At 64.1% G+C, this 17,344-nt stretch carries 16 protein-coding genes and 1 pseudogene; 8 read left to right on the top strand and 9 right to left on the bottom strand.

Features of this window, described 5'->3' with window-relative positions; all coding sequences use genetic code 11:
* Positions 1-3 precede the first annotated feature (3 nt).
* Genes ACX80P_RS15520 through ACX80P_RS15510 form a run of 3 tightly spaced genes read left to right on the top strand, consistent with a single transcriptional unit; the run spans position 4 to position 2,253 of the window.
* Positions 4-714, top strand: a complete 711-nt coding sequence (locus ACX80P_RS15520; protein ID WP_459279013.1) for a 3-oxoacid CoA-transferase subunit A — start codon at positions 4-6, stop codon at positions 712-714.
* A 43-nt stretch (positions 715-757) separates the two neighbouring features.
* Positions 758-1,438: a 3-oxoacid CoA-transferase subunit B gene (locus ACX80P_RS15515; RefSeq protein WP_459279042.1), complete on the top strand. Its 681-nt coding sequence runs from the start codon at positions 758-760 to the stop codon at positions 1,436-1,438.
* 11 nt (positions 1,439-1,449) lie between these two features.
* Positions 1,450-2,253 carry an IclR family transcriptional regulator domain-containing protein gene (locus ACX80P_RS15510; RefSeq protein WP_459279012.1) on the top strand — a complete coding sequence of 268 codons (804 nt, stop codon included), beginning with the start codon at positions 1,450-1,452 and terminating at the stop codon, positions 2,251-2,253.
* Between the two features lie 263 nt (positions 2,254-2,516).
* Here the strand turns inward: ACX80P_RS15510 and ACX80P_RS15505 are convergent, their stop codons facing one another.
* From ACX80P_RS15505 to ACX80P_RS15470, 8 genes are all read right to left on the bottom strand, one after another.
* Positions 2,517-3,299, bottom strand: a complete 783-nt coding sequence (locus tag ACX80P_RS15505; protein WP_459279011.1) for an IclR family transcriptional regulator — start codon at positions 3,297-3,299, stop codon at positions 2,517-2,519.
* A gap of 84 nt (positions 3,300-3,383) precedes the next feature.
* Complete coding sequence (locus tag ACX80P_RS15500) at positions 3,384-3,926, bottom strand: 3-phenylpropionate/cinnamic acid dioxygenase subunit beta (protein WP_459279010.1); 543 nt, start codon at positions 3,924-3,926, stop codon at positions 3,384-3,386.
* The gene (locus tag ACX80P_RS15495; RefSeq protein ID WP_459279009.1) at positions 3,926-5,416 is read right to left on the bottom strand and encodes an aromatic ring-hydroxylating oxygenase subunit alpha; all 1,491 of its coding nucleotides are present in this window, start codon (positions 5,414-5,416) and stop codon (positions 3,926-3,928) included. The genes ACX80P_RS15500 and ACX80P_RS15495 overlap by 1 nt, the downstream gene beginning before the upstream one ends.
* A 35-nt stretch (positions 5,417-5,451) precedes the next feature.
* The gene (locus ACX80P_RS15490; RefSeq protein ID WP_459279008.1) at positions 5,452-6,714 is read right to left on the bottom strand and encodes an NAD(P)/FAD-dependent oxidoreductase; all 1,263 of its coding nucleotides are present in this window, start codon (positions 6,712-6,714) and stop codon (positions 5,452-5,454) included.
* Positions 6,707-6,910 carry a ferredoxin gene (locus ACX80P_RS15485; protein WP_459279007.1) on the bottom strand — a complete coding sequence of 68 codons (204 nt, stop codon included), beginning with the start codon at positions 6,908-6,910 and terminating at the stop codon, positions 6,707-6,709. Before ACX80P_RS15485 ends, ACX80P_RS15490 begins: the two co-directional genes overlap by 8 nt.
* Before the next feature lie 180 nt (positions 6,911-7,090).
* Positions 7,091-8,107, bottom strand: a complete 1,017-nt coding sequence (locus ACX80P_RS15480) for a Bug family tripartite tricarboxylate transporter substrate binding protein (protein WP_459279006.1) — start codon at positions 8,105-8,107, stop codon at positions 7,091-7,093.
* A gap of 63 nt (positions 8,108-8,170) precedes the next feature.
* Positions 8,171-8,719, bottom strand: a complete 549-nt coding sequence (locus ACX80P_RS15475; protein WP_459279005.1) for a tripartite tricarboxylate transporter TctB family protein — start codon at positions 8,717-8,719, stop codon at positions 8,171-8,173.
* Positions 8,716-10,227 carry a tripartite tricarboxylate transporter permease gene (locus ACX80P_RS15470; RefSeq protein ID WP_459279004.1) on the bottom strand — a complete coding sequence of 504 codons (1,512 nt, stop codon included), beginning with the start codon at positions 10,225-10,227 and terminating at the stop codon, positions 8,716-8,718. Before ACX80P_RS15470 ends, ACX80P_RS15475 begins: the two co-directional genes overlap by 4 nt.
* 230 nt (positions 10,228-10,457) lie before the next feature.
* On the opposite strand from ACX80P_RS15470, the pseudogene ACX80P_RS15465 reads away from it, so the two are divergent.
* The 5 genes and pseudogenes from ACX80P_RS15465 to ACX80P_RS15445 form a co-directional block, all read left to right on the top strand.
* Positions 10,458-10,943, top strand: a pseudogene (locus tag ACX80P_RS15465) (NAD(P)-dependent oxidoreductase); the annotation flags it as partial.
* Entirely contained in the window at positions 10,917-11,369 is a 453-nt protein-coding gene (locus tag ACX80P_RS15460) for an NAD-binding protein (protein ID WP_459279041.1), read from the top strand. The pseudogene ACX80P_RS15465 and the gene ACX80P_RS15460, both read left to right, overlap by 27 nt.
* Entirely contained in the window at positions 11,366-12,097 is a 732-nt protein-coding gene (gene phtC / locus ACX80P_RS15455) for a 3,4-dihydroxyphthalate decarboxylase (protein ID WP_459279003.1), read from the top strand. Before ACX80P_RS15460 ends, phtC begins: the two co-directional genes overlap by 4 nt.
* A 732-nt stretch (positions 12,098-12,829) precedes the next feature.
* Complete coding sequence (locus ACX80P_RS15450) at positions 12,830-14,014, top strand: MFS transporter (RefSeq protein WP_459279002.1); 1,185 nt, start codon at positions 12,830-12,832, stop codon at positions 14,012-14,014.
* Positions 14,007-14,756, top strand: coding sequence for a FadR/GntR family transcriptional regulator (locus ACX80P_RS15445; protein ID WP_459279001.1), 750 nt, complete (start codon positions 14,007-14,009; stop codon positions 14,754-14,756). The genes ACX80P_RS15450 and ACX80P_RS15445 overlap by 8 nt, the downstream gene beginning before the upstream one ends.
* Before the next feature lie 1,013 nt (positions 14,757-15,769).
* On the opposite strand, the gene ACX80P_RS15440 is transcribed toward ACX80P_RS15445, so the two are convergent.
* Positions 15,770-17,092, bottom strand: a complete 1,323-nt coding sequence (locus ACX80P_RS15440; protein WP_459279000.1) for a ParB/RepB/Spo0J family partition protein — start codon at positions 17,090-17,092, stop codon at positions 15,770-15,772.
* Positions 17,093-17,344: the final 252 nt, after the last annotated feature.

The raw sequence follows: 17,344 nt of genomic DNA, 5'->3' as shown, positions 1-17,344 counted from the left end.
GCGATGCTGGACTTCGTCGACACCGTCGAAGCGGCCGTGGCCGATATCAAGGACGGCTCCACCGTGATGATCGGCGGGTTCGGCAACGCCGGGCAGCCCTTCGAGCTGATCGACGCGCTGCTGGACTGCGGTGCCCGGGACCTGACCGTGGTGAACAACAACGCAGGCCAGGGCGACCAGGGACTGGCCCTGCTCATTCGGGAAGGCCGGGTGAGGAAGATGATCTGCTCCTTCCCACGGCAGTCCGACTCCTGGCATTTCGACGCGAAGTACACGGCGGGCGAGATCGAACTCGAGCTGGTGCCGCAGGGCAACCTCGCCGAACGCATCCGTGCCGCCGGGGCCGGCATCGGCGGGTTCTTCACACCCACCGGGTACGGCACCATGCTGGCCGACGGCAAGGAGACCCGCATCATCGACGGCCGGGGACACGTGTTCGAGACACCCCTGGCCGCCGACGTCGCCCTGATCAAGGCCCTCACCGCCGACCGGAAGGGCAACCTCGTCTACCGCAAGACCGCCCGCAACTTCGGCCCCATCATGGCCGCCGCCGCACGGCACACCATCGTCCAAGTATCCGACATCGTGCCGACGGGCGCACTGGACCCGGAGACCATCGTGACACCCGGAATCTACGTCAACAGCATCGTCCGCGTCACCGGCAGGACCGACAGTGCCGGCACCACCGCGGGCACAGCAGAAAAGGTGGCCTGACATGAGCGTCCAGTCCAACGAGAAGTACCTCCGCACCTCCGACATGACGACCTCCGACATCAAGAGTTCCGATGCCCCGCTGGGCCGGAACGACCTGGCACGCCTCGTCGCCGCGGACATCACCCCCGGCTCCTTCGTGAACCTCGGCATCGGCCAGCCCACCCTGGTCTCCAACTACCTCACCGAGGAACAGGACATCACCCTCCACACCGAGAACGGGATGCTCGGCATGGGGCCCGAGGCCCACGGAGAAGAGATCGACGGCGACCTCATCAACGCCGGGAAGATCCCCGTCACCGAACTCCCGGGAGCGTCCTACTTCCATCACGCCGACTCCTTCGCCATGATGCGCGGAGGACACCTGGACATTTGCGTGCTCGGCGCCTTCCAGGTCTCCGCCACCGGGGACCTCGCGAACTGGCACACCGGAGCACCCGGAGCCATCCCCGCCGTCGGCGGCGCCATGGACCTGGCCACCGGCGCCAAGGACGTGTTCGTCATGATGACCCTGCTGACCCGCGAAGGCGCCTCGAAGATCGTCGAGTCCTGCACCTACCCGCTCACCGGGGTGGGCTGCGTGACCCGGGTCTACACCGACAAGGCCGTGTTCCTCACCGGACCCCAGGGCGTCACGGTCCGCGAGACCTTCGGCTGCACCCTCGAAGAACTCCAGGCCCTCGTGCCCGTCCCCCTCGCGGCCGCACTCCTGGAAGGGCGCCCCTAGGATTGGGAACCATGACCGAAGCAGCATCAGCCGGTTCCCTGCAGGCCGGCGACCAGTACGTGCAGTCGCTGGCACGAGGACTGGCCGTCATCCGGTCATTTGATACCGAACATCCGCTTATGACTTTGGCCGAGGTCGCCGCTCGTACCGATCTGACCCGCGCCACGGCCCGACGGTTCTTGCACACCCTTGTTCAGTTGGGCTACGCGCGAACCGACGGCAAGGTGTTCGCGCTCACGGCAAAAGTACTCCAGCTGGGCTACGCCTATCTATCTGGGCTTTCACTTCCCCAGTTAGCTCAACCACACCTGGAAAATCTGTCCCTGAAGCTGGGAGAATCCACGTCCGCGGCGGTACTGGACGGAACCGATATCTCGTATATCGCTCGGGTAACTGCCCGGCGAATAATGACCATCGATATCACAGTAGGTACCCGCTTTCCGGCCCATGCCACATCCATGGGCAGGGTCCTTCTTGCACACCTTTCGCCCTCGGACTTGGAGGTGTACCTCGCGACAGCCGAGATCAAACCACTCACTCCCAAGGCAATAGGAGCCGTTCCAGAACTGCTGACCGCACTTCAGACCGTTAAAACCCAAGGGTGGTGCTTGCTCGACCAGGAACTGGAGTTGGGCTTGATGTCGGTGGCCGCACCTGTTTATGACGGACCAAAAGTGGTAGCAGCCGTGAACGTTTCCCTACAAGTACAGTCCGTGGCTGCAAAGACGGACCCCGACAGCTACCTCGCCTCCGTGGTGAACGAGGTAGTCGCCACAGCCAAGCTTGTATCGGCCGACCTCACCTCAGGGGAATAAGGAACCTGGTGAGCTTCGCCGGATGCACGATCGGGTCCGGTGGACAAGGGGGCCTAACCAGCGTCGATTGGGACTGTGGAACTAAGGGCGTACCCGGCTCGACACTCCTGGCGGTAGCCTGGCGGGGTGGAGCGCGGTATGGCCACGACACTTGGGGCTACGCCGAGTACGAAAACCATTGAAAAGAAGACAGAAATAGCCAAGAGGCTGGCGCTAACCTGACGGAACCAGCATAATGCTTTAGCAACACACCCTAGCAACCGTCAGTCCACCTGCCGCAGCGCTTCCTCGATTTGGGCTGCTGCGACGTGCATGTGCCGGGCGATCTTGTTCTGCCCCTGCTTGGACATCCGAGTGGCGGGGCCTGCGGCGTTGATGGCCGCCACTGTCTCCCCGTTCGCGCCCTGCACCGTCATGGCCAGGGAAGCGACGTCGTCAACCCTGAAGTTCAGCCCGTAGCCGACCTCGCGAATCTGCGCCAGCTGCTCGTCGAGGACGGACTCGTTGAGCTCGGGGTCATGTTCCCTGAGAGCCGCGATCATGTTCTTCAGCTCGTCCTTTCTCATGTCCGCCAGGAAGGCGCGGCCCATGGCGCTCTGATGCGCCAGGAAGGACTGCCCCGTACGATCTGCGACCCGGAGCTGGTGGGTGCCCTCGATGCTGTAAACGTAACGCACCCAAACCTGGTCCAGGACAGCCAGGTGCACGGTTTCGTCCAGCTTCTCGGCCAGATCGGCGAGGATGGGGCGCGTGATTTCCCGCAGGCCCATCTTGCTGGGCGCGGAGAGACTCAGGTCAAAGAACACCGGCCCGAGCGAGTACATGCGGGTGGCGGTGTCCTGCTTCACGAAGCCATAGGACTGGAGCATGGCGAGAAGCCGGTGCGCGGTGGAAGTGGAGACCTCCAGGTGCGTGGCGGCGTCAGACAAGCGGATCGCCCGACCTTCCTTGAGCGCGATCAACAAACGCAGGGCGTTCCCGACGGAAGAGATGGGATAATTCGGCTTCTTCTCATCCCGAGCGCGCTTGTCTTCTAGTGGGGCCATGCGTCCCATCATAACCAGAGACTCCCGTCCTGCGGAAAAACACATAAGATTTTATCTGCAAGACGGGAGTCCCAATGTGTTTTCCTACAGGAAGACGGAGAGGTTCTTGGCCAGCAGAACCGTCTGGTCCAGTAGCAGGTGACGGCGGACCACTTTCCAGCCGTCCTCGGTCTTGCGCAGCGTATCCTTACGGCGGCCCACGAAGAAGTCCGTCTCATCCGCCACGCGGTTGCGGTAGACCAGGAAGCGGCTGGAGAGCTTGACTTCATTGCCCTCCACCTCCTCGATCCGGATGTTGGTAACTAAGTGGGAGACGCGTGAGACCGGTTCTTCGGCCCAGTGCAGGCCGGTGGCCAACTGTGCCACGCGGAGCTCCACGGTGGACTTCGGCTCGTCGAACCAACAGACCTCGGAGCCCACCTTAGTCTCGCCGCGGGTGTTGGCATCCGCGTACTCCACGTTCATGCGCAGCGGGACGCTGTAGTTGTAGTCCTCCGCCAGAAGGTCCAACCACTCGTCATAGCGGCGTTCGTCCAGCAAGTCCGCTTCGTAGAACAGGAACTCGGAGACTTCCTGCAGCAGGTTCCAGCGGTCGGGACCTTGCGAGTAATCAGGCAGAGCGCTCATCAGTAGGTCTCCTTCTCCGCAGCCTGCTCAGCTTGAGCTTCCTCGACCCAGCCCTTCTTAATGGCCTCGATGCGATCGTCGACCTTGGCGACATCGACCAGTTCCTCCCAGCTGAGGCCGTCCACGAACTCAGACCACCGGCGGTAAAAAGCGCGTGCGTTGACTTCGCCGGAGATCGCGTGATTGGAGTGGATGGCCTTCTTCAGCTCGGACAACCCCTCCGTGCCCAGGCCTTGCTGGTAGTTGTACGGGTAGCGTTGGGCCACCACGCCCTTGGATGCCTGGGTTGCGTAGTCCCAGTTCTCCATGTCGTCCTGCTCGGTCATGCCCCCGGGGCCGCCATAGCGCATGTAGTACTGGCGCAGCCACTCACGCACGTGCTCCGGGGCCTTCTTGTCGATCAAGAACCAACGCCACACCTCGGTCTCATCCGGGGCGATCGGGTGGGCCACCAGAACACTGCGCGGGAAGCCGGCGGCGAAGGACATGTTCGGGAACAGCGTGGCGGGGCCTCGACCGCCCAGTAGGCGCCCCTCCGCCTCGAGCTTTTCCTTGCGGACCGCCCAGGCGTTATCGAAGTACTCGTTCATCTCCGGCTCCGCGAACTCCGGGTAGGAGATCTCGTAGCCCAGGTTGTCGCTGGCGCCGTGGCCGTGGCGGAAGGAGGTCTTCATACGGCCCTTGGAATGGCCGCCCTCGTTCTGACGCTCGCCGTGACGACGCTTCCCGCGGCCGCCCGGACCAATACCCACGGACTCGACGGAGGCGTGAGTGGAGGCACCGTGGTAAGTGTCGCCCAGGAAGTTCTCCGAGACGAACTTCCAGTTGGACTTGATGCGCCACTTCAGCACTCCGTGGAACACCTCAGTGTCCCCCTCGGTGCCGTCGAACGCATCAGCTAGGTTGTCCAGCCAGTAGTGGAAATCCCCCGCGTAATCCAGGAAGTCCTCGGCGTTCTCGTCCCAGTTGGCGAATACCAGACCCTTGTAGTTGTAGACCTTCGGCGCGCGCACCAGACCCCACTTGGCCTTGTCCAGCTTTCCGTCGTAGGCGGCCTTCATGTGCGGGACCCCGAAGAGATCACCGGGGACGTCCACCAGGCTGCCGTCCATGGAGTAGGACCAGGCGTGGTAGGGGCAGGTGAACTGCATAGTGTTGCCCTCGTCGTAACGGCACACCTTCATGCCGCGGTGGCGGCAGGAGTTCAGCAGGACGTAGACCTCGCCATCCGTGTCCCGCGTCATCAGCACCGGATCGCTACCCATCCAGGAAGAGAAGTAGTCACCCGGCTCGGGGACTTGACTGGCGTGGCCGACGAACAGCCACGCGCGGGGGAAGAGGTTCTTCATCTCAAGGTCAAAGATTTCCTTGCTCATGAAGACTTCGCGGCTGATCTCGCCCTCGGAGCGATTGATCAGGTCGCGGGCACGGCGGCTGTCATCCTCGCCAGGCAGCGCCGATTCGGACGTAACTTCGTTAGATGCGGTCATGATCGTCCTGTCCTTTCGTCAGTGTGTGATGGGTTTTAGCGCGCCGCGACACGCGCCACGCCGGTAAGTTTTTCCAGCTCTTCGAGCATCTCTGCGGTGGTGGGGTCCAGTGGCATGAGGCGGCGGGCCGCGACCATGCCGCGTGGCCATCCGAAGGTCACGACGGCGCCGCATTCGTTCTCGTCGCCGTGCGAATAGATGGCGACGGTCCGCGGAACCGGGCCCTCCAGGGTCAGCAGATCCACGTGCGCGTCGGCATCCGGGTGGCCGGTGACCTGAATTTTCTGCCCGAACTGATCGGACCAGAAGTAGGGGTATTCGCGGTATCCGTTCGGGGCGTCGGGGTGCAGGATATTGTGCGCCACAACCGTCGCCTGATCGGCTGCGTTGGTCCAGTGGCCCACGCGGCGCGGGGCCGCGGAATGGACGTCGTAGAAGCGGGCCACATCGCCCAGGGCGTAGACGCCCTTCGCACCGAAAGCGCGGCACCGCGCGTCTGTGACCACGCCGTCGCTGCACTTGATCTTGGAGCCCTCTAGCCACTGCGTGTTGGGGGTGGATCCGATGCCCGCGATGAGAACGTCCGCCTCCACGGCCTGGACCTCGCCGGTGTTGGTGTTCTGGACCATGAGCCGGGCGCCGCCGCTCGTGCGCTCGATGGACGTGACGACCGTATTGGAGAGGACATTGACACCGTGCTCGCGGTGCGACTCGGTGATGAATTCGGCCACCGTGGTGCCAAGGTGGGATTCGAGTAGGTTGGGGCGGCGGTCAATGATGGTCGCCTTAAGGTCCAGCTCCCTCGCAACGGAAGCGGCCTCGACGGAGATGTATCCGCCGCCGACCGCCACCACGTGGGCCTGGGGTGCCAGCCGGGCGCGGACCGCGTCAGCGTCATCGGCGGTGGCGATCACGTGACCGATCGGCTCGCCGTCGTCCGCGGTGAGGCGGCGGGGGCTCAAACCGGTGGCAATGACTAGCGCGTCATAGGAGAGCTTCTGCCCCGTGGAGAGCGTCAACTCCCGCGCATCCGTGTCCAGGGAAACCGCGCTTGCATGAATTGCCGTGGCGTTAACGGAGGCCCAGCCGCCCGGGATCAGCGCGATCTGTTCGCGGGTCCACGCGCCTTCAAGGTACTGCTTGGATAGCGGAGGCCGGTCGTAGGCTTCACCGGCTTCCCGCTCCACCACTATCAGCTCGCCCTGGAAACCCTCGGCCCGGAGAGCCTGCGCCACGCGGGCGCCGGCCACGGAACCGCCGACGACGATGATGCGCCCCAGGGCGGCGGAGTTAGTCATCGTCCGCACCAACCAGCTTCAGGGCGTTCACCGGGCAGCTGCGGACGCTAGCCTGGACCGTCTTGAGCTCGCCCTCCGTCACCGTCTCGTTGGTGACGTACACGATGCCATCATCGTCCAGGTCCACGTGCTCCGGGTCGATAGCGACGCAGTTGCCGTAGCTCTGACAAAGGTGCGGAATTGCTTCAAGTCGCATGGCTGCCTCTCCTCGCCCATCGGTGTCCCTAGCGCCCGGGCGCGTTGCGTATTGGTAAGACCTTTATATTCTGATTAACTGTGACAGGGGTAACTCACCCTGTCAAGACGTCGGGACGGGTCCGGGAATCAGTGGGCGGGGCGAAACTCGCCCCGCCCACTGAGCGCGGAACCTACGCGCTTAAGCGCCTTCGTAGGCGGTGGTCACCAGGTCCACGTACTCCTGTGGGGAGTTCATGATCTCGGTGACCAGGTCCTGCACGTCGGCACCGCTCATGAAGTGCACAGGGCGGCCTGCCTCTTCTGCGCTGGCCTGAAACTCTTCGTCCGCTACCACGGCCTCGAAGGCATCCCGCAGCACCTCGAGCGTGGCCTCGGGAACCTCCGGCGGGGCGCCGACGATGCGGCCACTGGAAACCAACGAGGAGTGCAGCTCCGCCAGCTCACGCTTGCCCTCCGGAACCGCGTCCACCAAGGACGGAACCTCAGCGATCTCTTCCTCGCCGGTGCTCTCACCAATCACCAGCAGCGGCGTCAGATCGCCGGCCTTGATGCCGGGCAGCTGGCTGCCCAGCGAGCGGGAGTGCAGGTCCGCATTGCCCTGGACGACGCTGAGATTAGCCTCATTGCTGGAGGCGAAGCCGGTGACGATCTCGTTCTTGTAACCCATCAACTCGTTGAAAATCACCGGGTCGATGTATTCGTTGGAGCCCGGGCCGGTGGCCGCGAAGCGGACGCCATTCATATCTTCAACGCTCTTGATGGAGGTGTCACCGCTACCCACCACCACGTCTGGCTCCATGCTGATCTGACCGATGTAGCTGATCGCCTCGGCGTCATAGTTGACACCGTCCGTCTTGGCCAGCGCCGAGCCGAGGTGTCCCGGTCCATTGAAGAGGGCGATGGTCAGACCATCCGGTTTGGCCGTCACCAGCTCGTTCGTGGCGAGGATGCCACCAGCACCCGGCTTGTTCTCCACCACTACAGTGGCACCCAGTTCATTGCCGAGTTCCGGCGCCAGCAGACGTGCGTAGGCGTCGTAACCGCCGCCCGGCTCGAAGGGAACCACCAGCTTCACGGTCTTGCCCTCGAAGGCGGCCTTAGCATCCTCCGGGTTTCCGGGTGCGGCTCCCTGCGAACAACCAGTTAGGACGGCGGCCAGCCCGAGAGCGATGACACCAGCAGTGATCTTTCGCATGCTTTTTTTCCTTTCAGCGCAGCCAGTCGCCTTCGACCGGCTTATGAGGTGGGTGATGAGGGATTACGCGAGGTTGAACAGCCCGCCCGGGAGGGGCAGGTGCAGGATGATGGAGAACGTGACGTAGATGAGAGCCGCAAGTGCCATCGCGTAGATGACGGCGAACTTCCACGACTTGGCGGCCCCGTACCGGAGGTAGCCCACCGTGAACGCCGCAACCGCCACGTAAATCCCCAAAAGCGCCAGTGCCACGTAGAAGCCAGCCAGCCAGAAGATGGCCGTCTTCCAGTCGCGGGCCGTCAGGGAATCGAAGAAGGCGTGCTCCTGGTCCGACGTGGAACCCGGGGCTTCCTTGGGGACGTTAAGTCTCGGCGCGTCGGGACGATTCGGGAAGAACACCACGCGGACCAGGAAGGTCAGGGCGGCCACAGCCCCCGTAGCACTGACGCCTAGGGGGAAAGCCGAGGCCAGGATCTTCCACTCGGTGGCCAACAAGAAGGCCCCCCCAAAGATCACCAGAAAAACCAGCGTGATGACCAGATCCGACTTGCTGATCCGCGTCCACAGGGATGGCGGCTCGGGCCCAATGATGTCTAGCGCTCTGCTGCTCATGCTATGTCTCCCGTCAGGACACGCTCACGCTTAGTGGCGTGGCGCTTGAGCACCAGGCGAACCACCGTCAGCACGATCATTGCCGCGATCACTGCTTCGACGGCGATCACGCCGGGGCGGCTCAGCCAGCCCCATTCAAACAGTGAGTAGCTCAGTGTGAAGTAGCGCTCCAAGATGCCTCCCAGGACCACGCCCAGCAACAAGGGGATGCGGGGCCATTTGTACTTCGCCGCAACGATGCCGATCACCAGAAAGGCCACCATGACCCACACATCGGCCAGCGAGTTGGTGTTGGTATACGCGCCGATGGTCAACATGACCACTAGGAAGGGCACCAGCACGCGGCCACTCACCGTGGTCAGTTTGGCCAACGGACGCACCAGCGCGTAGCCCAGGAGCACCGCGACCAGCGTGCTGAGCACGATGATCCAGACCAGGGACAACGTGATGTCCAGGTTTTCCGTCAGCATCTCAGGGCCAGGATTCAGGCCCTGAATAAGGAAGGCGCCCAGGAGCACGGCCATGCCCGCGCCGCCGGGAACACCGAACGCGACGGTCGGCACCAGAGCGCCACCATCCTTGGCGGCCGTGGTGGCGCCGGCGGCGATAACGCCCTCGATCGAGCCCTTGCCGAATTCCTCAGGATGCTTGGACGTCTGCTTGGCGTGACCGTAGGCCACGAACTGCGCCACGGCACCGCCCAGACCCGGCAGAACGCCGAAGGCGGCGCCGATGGCGCTGGCACGCAGGGTCAGCCACCAGTGACGGAATCCATCGCTGATGCCGGCAAAGAGTCCACCCACGTGCGGTGGAACCTGGTCCTTGAGGGGATCCTTCTTTTCCAACATGGTTTGGAACACCTCGGCACCACCGAGCAGGCCCACCACCACCGGGACGATGCCGACCCCCTCCCACAAGTAGAGGCTGCCAAAGGTGTAGCGCGGGACGCCCAGATTGGGATCAATGCCCACCAGCGCGATCATCACGCCCAGGATCACCATGATCAGGCCCTTGTGGATGCTGCCGGAGGACAGCGTGGCGATGAAGGTCAGACCAAGTAGGCCCGCCGCAAAGAGTTCGGGTGCACTAATGCCCAACATGAGCGGCCTTATGACCGGGATGAGCGCCATCAGAACCAACGCACCGAAGATGGCGCCAATGGCCGAACTGGAGAGCGAAGCCCCCAGTGCCCGGCCGGCCTGCCCCTTTTTGTTCATCGGATAGCCGTCCAGAACCATGGCCGCCGCCGTAGGCTCGCCCGGGATTCCAAACAGGATCGACGTGAAGTCACCGGCGATCGATGACACCACGTACATGCCTAGTAGCAGGGAGAAGGCGGGCACCGGGTCCATACCGAACGTCACCGGGATCAACAACGCGATGGTCACCGCCCCGCCTAGGCCAGGCAGGACGCCGACCACGAAACCGATCATCACGCCAATGATCAGCATGAACAGGGACTCCAGAGTGGTGGCCTGTTGCCACCCACTCAGCAGTGCTTCACCCACGGCCCTCACTCCCTCGGCTCAGTTGCTCAGTCCGCACATGCGCTCCTCGGGTTTTGACCTGCGGAAAAATTTTCTTTCATATGAAAGTAACACAGGTCACAGTTGCTGCCAACAGGGCGATACACCGTTAACTCTTTCTCACTGCAGAGAATATATCTGTACAGTGAAAACATCGATGGTATCGTACCGAGTGATTGAGTCATTGAGACTTCTCATCGAGGCATCATGAAAGAGAGGAAGCTATGAGCATTAGGAGCGCTGGAGTCGTCGGATTGGGTGCCATGGGCAAGGCCCTCGCCGAGAGCCTGCTGAACGCGGACCACCCCCTGGCCGTGTGGGATCGCCACACGGATCGCGTCGCCGCCACCGCCATGATCGGCGCCGCCCCCACCTCCAGGCCAAGTGATCTGGCGGAGCAGGCCAATGTCATCTTCCTCGCGCTCCCCCACGCAGAAGCCGTGCGCGAGGTCCTCTACGGCGAAACCGATGGACTCCTCTCCCGCCTGGGCGACAACACCCTGATCCTCGACATGACCACGGGCGACCGTGCGCTGGCAGAGGAAGCTTCCGAGCGCGTGAAGGCGATCGGGAACGGTTCCGTCTACGTGGACGCGCCCGTCTCGGGCAAGGCCCCAAAGCTCACCGTGATGGTAGGCGGCCCCGCGGGTGTCCTCGGCGCGGATCAGGCTATGGTGGCGGACATCGCCGGCAAGATCATCTACACAGGCGCGCTCGGCAACGGTTTCGCCACCAAGCTGATCCACCAGCACGTCAAGTACGCCACCCACCTCGCCGTGGCTGAGGCCCTGATCATCGCGGAGAAGGCAGGCCTGGACGCCGCCACCACCATCGACGCGCTCGAGTCATCCACCGGTGTTGCTGGCGGCCAGAAGAGCGCGGTGGAATACTTTACGGGCAATAAGCGGGCCATGCGTTCGCACGCCCCGAACAAGACCATTGCCAAGGACATGCGCCAGGCTGCCGCTCTGGCCGAGAGCCTCAACGTCACGAGCACCACCTTGGCCGCAGCACACGAATTCTTCGCTGCCGCTGCCGACGGCGAGAACGCTACCCAGCCGTACCCGGAGAGCACGGCACTCTTGGTTCAACTCCGCACTGGCGAACGCGACATCAAGGCATGAGCAGCGAGGAGACCTGCAGCCAGTCGGTGCAGGTGCGCCTAGCAGAAGCATGCCGCATCATCGCCCATGAGGGCCTGGCGGAGGACATCCTCGGCCACGTCAGCTTGCGCACCGGAAGCGGCATCGCGGTGCGCTGCCGTGGCCCCAAGGAGAAGGGTCTGCTCTTCACCCTCCCGGAGGATATCTGCGAGGTGGTAGCTGGCCAGGAGATCCGCTCCGGCTACCGGACCCCCAATGAGTTGCCCATCCACGCGGAGATTCTGGCGGAGCGTAGCGACGTCCAGTCGGTTGTGCACGCACATGCGCCTTCCGTGGTGGCCGCCAACCTGGCGGGGATTGACCTGGCGCCCTCGATCGGCGCCTACAACATTCCGGCCATGCGCATGGCCGCGAACCGGATTCCGGTTTACGAGCGGAGCCTGCTCATCAACACGGACGATCTCGGACGTGAGGTGGCAGCAACCCTGGGTGACGCACCGGCCCTGGTCCTCAAGGGACACGGAATCGTCACGGTGGGCGCCACCCTGGAAGAGGCCGTAGTGCGCGCGCTCAACGTGGAAATCCTTGCCAAGACGCTCCTGAGCGCCAGCGCCCGCGGCCCCGTGGACTATGTGGTGTGCGAAGAGGATATGGCGTTGATGCCAGATCTCGGCTCCGAGTTCAACGACGTCTACGTGTGGCAGCACCAGATCGCCAAGTTGGCGTACGCGGGACTGTCGGTGGCATAGCCGGCCGCGTCATCATTCCCGCCCGCTCCCGCGCATTTACTGCCGCCGCTGCGCCTTCGGGCGGGCCTTCGCGCCCGGTAGCCGCGGATGGTGATGAACGCACGCTCCGCTCGGTTCAGTACTGTCGTAGACCGCCTCGACCGGCGAACTGATCCGGTAGAAGTCGATGTACCGGATCACCTCGTCGTGGAACGCTCGCACTCCGCGCCTGGATTAAGCCGACGCGGTTTCCAGGGTCTCGTTCGCCCGCTTCAGCTCGGCACTCTCACGCTGGAGCCGGCGGATCTCCCCCGCGGCGGTCGGCGTCCTTGTCAACGGTCCCGCACCACCTGCGCAGCACCTCGATCGAGACGCCGAGCTTCGTCGCAGTCTCTCTGATCACCGTAAACCGCGCGGGAGCGTCCTCGGGCTTCCAAACGCTCCGTCACCATGCGCACGGCACGGTCCCGGAAGGACTATGGGCACTTAAGGGCGTGTCAAGCAATCCTCCCAATAGCAGGTTGGAACCAAACCCAGAGCGGTTCACCCTAAATGAAGCTCGCTTCGCAACCCATCACGCATCCGTTCGACAGAGCGATCTAATGAAGGTACGTATCCGTCCGAGATTTAGCACCAAAATCTGCCACCTGGACGGGCGGGGCACCGGGAGAGCACTCGTTTGGTACTTGTTCACCCGTCCGATTGCACAAATGGACTGACCTTTATACACTCGCCGTAACAGAACGGAGGGCCATGGCAGAGCGACCAGCGCGCGCCCCACGCTCCCCGGATTCGCTTCTGAGCGACATCGGCAACCTAGGCTTCGGCGTGGCGCAGGCGATGGCCGCCGTGATCGTCCCGCTACTGGCGGTTGACGTGGGCCACCCCGTGGCCAGCGTGGGCCTGATCGTCTCCGTGGCGGCGGTGTCCCAGACTCTGGCCCGACTAGCCATGGGCGCCATGATGAGCCGCTTCACAACTAAGTTCTTCATCATCACGGCGGTCATGCTCCTCGCGGCTTCCTGCCTGGTGCTGGCGAGCACAACGGATCTCTGGGCCTTCGTGCTCTCCCAGTTACTCCAGGGCGCCGCGCGCGCCTACTTCTGGACGGGCTCGCAAACGCATGTGGTGCGCGGCTCCAACTCCGCGGTGGACGCGCTCGCCCGACTAAACGTGGTCCAGGGCATCGGCCAGCTGGGCGGGCCGGCGATCGCCGGCTTGCTCGGCGCTTGGTCACTCCAAGGCGCGCTGCTCGTCGCCGGCGCGGTCTCTGCGCTCACAGTGTTCCCCGTCCTCTTCCTCACCCGGTTCCCGCCCTTCGCCCGCAAGCGAAAGCAAGACGGCGGACAGGGCATGCTGAGCCAGCCGGGGATCCGGACGGCGGCCAGCATGACAGCTGTCGCGGGCGCCTGGCGCGGCATCCTCAATTCCTATCTTCCCGTCATTCTCACCGGGGCCGGGTACTCCGTTCCGGCGGCGGGCCTGCTCATAACCGTCACCAACCTGACCTCCCTTGCCGGTAGCGCGATCGCGAGCAGGGTTCAGGCGCGCAGTATCAGGTTCGCCACCGTGGGCGGCATCGCCAGCACCGGGTTGGGACTGGCGCTCGTGGCGTTCCTACCCACCCCGCTCGCGATCGCCGTGCTGGCCCTCGCGGTGTCCGGCCTGGGTGCCGGCGTCCTGCAGACGGTGGGCCCGGCCCTGGCCGCGGATTCCGTCAGCGAGCACGATCAGGGACGCGCCATCGCCACCATCGGGATCTTCCGCTCAGTCTCCCTGCTCGCCTCACCGCTGGCGGCCGCCGGGCTGGTACTCATCCTCCCCGGAACCGCTATGGCGGCAGGCGTGGCCGGTATCATCATAGCCATCCCCGCGCTTGCCGGCCTCCGCGGCGGGCCGACCCAGGACCCCCTGTCAGAGAAAGATTCAAATGAGTAGCATAGTCACCCGCAAGCGTCAGCAGACAGGCGCCGATCTCTTCTCCCCCATCGACTCACGGCGCTCCTCGCAGGCCGTGGCGGACCGCATTCACCACCTCATTCAAAGCGGCGCGCTGGAGATCGGCGACCGGCTCCCGCCGGAGCGCGAGCTCTGCGAGCACCTCGGCGTAAGCCGCGTCACGCTACGGGAGGCCCTGCGCATCCTCGAGGCCTCCGGCCTGATCACTGTCAAGGTGGGCATCAGCGGAGGTGCGTTCGTCACGGTGCCCTCGGTCGACGTCGTACGCAAGAGCCTGAGCGACCTGGTCGCGCTCTCCGAGCTGACCGGTTCCGCCATCACGGAGGCCCGCGCCATCATTGAGGTGGGGATTGTCCCCTTGGTCTGTGAGCGCATCACGGGCGACGACGTTGCTGAGCTGCGACGCATATGTGATGCTGGACTTCAGGACCGCCAGCGCGGCCGCTATGACCCCCGCGCCTCGCTGGACTTTCACCTGCGAGTGGCAGCCATTGCCCGAAACCCGGCCATTACCCTCCTGCTGAGTTCGATTGAACAGCCCATCTTGGAATCCCTGGACTCCGCCGCGCACCGGGACACCTCCGGAGTCTGGGAGCACCAGCGCTTCGTGGACGCCCTTGAAGCGCAGGACGTGGCCGCCGCGCAGAAAATCATGCGGGAACACCTGCGCCGCACAGCCGAGTGCTTCCCCGGCTCCGGCGGCGAGCCCGATCAGGACTAAGGCCCCGTGGCCCTTGACACCTTCCGCCGGTCGGCGGTCCCCGCCCTTGCTGTCATGGCGGTCCTCCTCCTCCGCTCGATCGATCCGCAGGGCAAGTCAGCCCGCGCAGCCCGATTTATTAGCGCCTTCCCTTCGACAGGTCACATAGGCATCACCTCCATGGCATGCCGGAAGGATGGGCATCGTTCGAGCTGTGGCACCAACAAGCATTGATCCTGCACCCCCCAATCTCCTTTACAGCTGATTTACGCCCTGACGCTTACAGAGCTGGCTGTCCGGCGCCTGTCCCCTTCCCCTTCCCCCACTCAGGGCTGGGCGCTTAAATCAATGCCGCGCCCGGTCACTGTCATGCCTGGAATCACCCGGGCCGACGTGACGCCAATCCTGACACTCGACGAAACCGAAGCCGGCGAACTCCCGTGAATGTGGCGGTCTCTTGCGCGTGACTAACGGGGTCAGCTGAACACGCAACACCCCTCTTTCTGGTCAAGTCAAGGTGCTTCGCTCACTCCCATGTTGAGGTACCCAGCATTCCAGCCACCACCCGCTGCACTGCTGATCGACGTCGTTACACGCCTTAAGCGGGTGGAGACGGAACCGCACCACACGGTTCCGTCTCCGGTTTTCCCTCGTGACAAGGAAATCTGTTGATGCCCCAAAAGGGCTGGGCCTTCTCTCAAACTAACGGCGTCTTCGACGCCTGCGCGATCTAGCGGTACTCCCGCGCCAAGCGGTCGATGATGGGTTGCACCCTGCGAAGCGGGACCTCTGGATGGGTGGCAGCCCAAGCATACAGCGCATCGGAGTAGTTGCTCAGGGGCCCGCCTGGGTCGCACACACGCTCAGCTTCGGCCTCCAGTTTCTGCAATTGAAGATCGACCATGCCCACATGATTACACGCCGGCGGTGAGGGGCGGCAGGTTCTACCTGCCGCCCCTCACTCCCCTACTCGGTCCGCTCCGCGCCCTTGCTGTCCTTCATCGCGTGGCCGGTGATCATCCGAGGCACTGAGCCTAAGTCCGGTCAACATACCCCCATTCCTCGAGCTGGAACAGGTAATAGGCGGCCTGGGGGCCGGGGCGCCGCCATGATTCGCGGCTGAGGTCCACCTCGTGCGCGGCGAGCATCATCGCCAGGACTGCCTTGTCGGGGTTCGTGGTCGGCTTCTCGACCAGTGCCCGGTACGCCCGGTAGTCGGGGTCGGTGACGCCTGCGAGGCTGGCGGCGAGTTCGTGCTTCTGCGCCGTCGCACGGGCCACCGAATTGCCGTAGTTCGCCAGGGTCGTGGCCGTGAACTGCGCCCACCCCTTTGGCGGGGTCTTCCGCCCTAGCAGGGTCGTCAGCCATCCCTGCCTCACCTCGGTCGCAGCGTCCCACTTCTTATTGTTCTGGATCACCGTCCGGCGTTCTTCCTTCTGCGCGTCGGTCATCGGCCCTGACTGGCCGGCCGTGGGGCTCATGCCGAGGCCTTCGCGGATCGTGAACCCGTGGTCCCGGAAGTTCGCGATCACCGGCGTCACCTGAACCTCGCCCCGGTAGGTCGAGCTGATCACCACCGCGTTCGCGTCGTCCTTCGTCGCTTTCTCACCGTCTGCCCGCAGGAGCATGTTCGGGTGCTGGTGCTCGGGCGTCCCGTACCCGTACCCGTCGACGACGGTGTTGCCGAGGGCTTCCTGCTCGACCTTCGCGGCCGCGATGAGGCGGGCGGTGGCGCGCTCGGCTCGGAGGTAGGCGACCTGATGGTCAAACTGCTCGGGCTGCACCTCGAGGATCTTCTGCAGGCGGGCCACGGTCAGCTCCTCCTCGCTGAACTCCTCGAGCGCCGCTGACTGCTCCAACGTCCAACCCGCTGTGAGGGCTTCGGTGGCGGTGGTGTTGGCGCGGACCTTCAGCGCTGTCTCCATGGTGGTCTTCTTCGTGCCGGTCTTCTTGGCGATCTGCCCGGCTGTGATGCCCATGAGGGACAGCTGGTGGAACGCTTCGGTGCGGTCCCGGTCGTTCAAGGCCAGGCGCTGGTCGTTCTCGACCATCTGCTGCACCAACCGGTCAGCCTCACTGAGCGAGGCGACGACGTACACGGGCATGGTCGGCTGTGCGGTCTCCACGGCCGCCAGGGTGCGCCGCTGCCCGTACAGGACATGCACACCGGCCTCGGTACGGTGCGCGACCACGGGCTGCAGGACGCCGTGCTGCCTGATGGAGACCAGGAACTCAGGATCGAGCCGGACATCGGCGCGGACGTTGGCGTCGATGGTCAGCTCGGTCGGGCTCAGGTGCTCGAGGACAGCCGTGGTTCTCGTTTGGGTGCTGGTCGGGGTGCTCTGGGTGGTGGTCATGGGTGGTGCTCCTTCGGTCACGAGGTGGGGTGGGAACCCGTGGTGGTGGCACGTGGTGCTCGGCACTTCCCCCGACTCACAGTTGTTTTTTGCCTGCTGGCGAGCTCGCTCGCTCGTCCCCGACGGAGCAGCGTTCAACCCGTAGGGCGGGGCCTGCTAGGAAACCTCGAAGGAGATAAGCGACGCAGACATCTCACGTGTTTATGAAGTCAAGCGGCGAGGTTTGCGACCGGTGGAGTGAAGGCTGTGGCT

The sequence above is a fragment of the Arthrobacter arabinosi genome (assembly GCF_054511115.1).
This window is presented reverse-complemented; position numbering and strand designations above follow the sequence as displayed.

Excerpts from the sequence above, each read along its gene's own strand:
- ACX80P_RS15515 (WP_459279042.1), top strand. The coding sequence starts at position 758 with ATGACGACCTCCGACATCAAGAGTTCCGATGCCCCGCTGGGCCGGAAC.
- ACX80P_RS15510 (WP_459279012.1), top strand. The coding sequence starts at position 1,450 with ATGACCGAAGCAGCATCAGCCGGTTCCCTGCAGGCCGGCGACCAGTAC.
- ACX80P_RS15450 (WP_459279002.1), top strand. The coding sequence starts at position 12,830 with ATGGCAGAGCGACCAGCGCGCGCCCCACGCTCCCCGGATTCGCTTCTG.
- ACX80P_RS15440 (WP_459279000.1), bottom strand. The coding sequence starts at position 17,092 with ATGACCACCACCCAGAGCACCCCGACCAGCACCCAAACGAGAACCACG.
- ACX80P_RS15480 (WP_459279006.1), bottom strand. The coding sequence starts at position 8,107 with ATGCGAAAGATCACTGCTGGTGTCATCGCTCTCGGGCTGGCCGCCGTC.
- ACX80P_RS15485 (WP_459279007.1), bottom strand. The coding sequence starts at position 6,910 with ATGCGACTTGAAGCAATTCCGCACCTTTGTCAGAGCTACGGCAACTGC.
- ACX80P_RS15495 (WP_459279009.1), bottom strand. The coding sequence starts at position 5,416 with ATGACCGCATCTAACGAAGTTACGTCCGAATCGGCGCTGCCTGGCGAG.
- ACX80P_RS15505 (WP_459279011.1), bottom strand. The coding sequence starts at position 3,299 with ATGGCCCCACTAGAAGACAAGCGCGCTCGGGATGAGAAGAAGCCGAAT.
- phtC (WP_459279003.1), top strand. The coding sequence starts at position 11,366 with ATGAGCAGCGAGGAGACCTGCAGCCAGTCGGTGCAGGTGCGCCTAGCA.
- ACX80P_RS15460 (WP_459279041.1), top strand. The coding sequence starts at position 10,917 with ATGGTGGCGGACATCGCCGGCAAGATCATCTACACAGGCGCGCTCGGC.
- ACX80P_RS15445 (WP_459279001.1), top strand. The coding sequence starts at position 14,007 with ATGAGTAGCATAGTCACCCGCAAGCGTCAGCAGACAGGCGCCGATCTC.
- ACX80P_RS15520 (WP_459279013.1), top strand. The coding sequence starts at position 4 with ATGCTGGACTTCGTCGACACCGTCGAAGCGGCCGTGGCCGATATCAAG.
- ACX80P_RS15475 (WP_459279005.1), bottom strand. The coding sequence starts at position 8,719 with ATGAGCAGCAGAGCGCTAGACATCATTGGGCCCGAGCCGCCATCCCTG.
- ACX80P_RS15500 (WP_459279010.1), bottom strand. The coding sequence starts at position 3,926 with ATGAGCGCTCTGCCTGATTACTCGCAAGGTCCCGACCGCTGGAACCTG.
- ACX80P_RS15490 (WP_459279008.1), bottom strand. The coding sequence starts at position 6,714 with ATGACTAACTCCGCCGCCCTGGGGCGCATCATCGTCGTCGGCGGTTCC.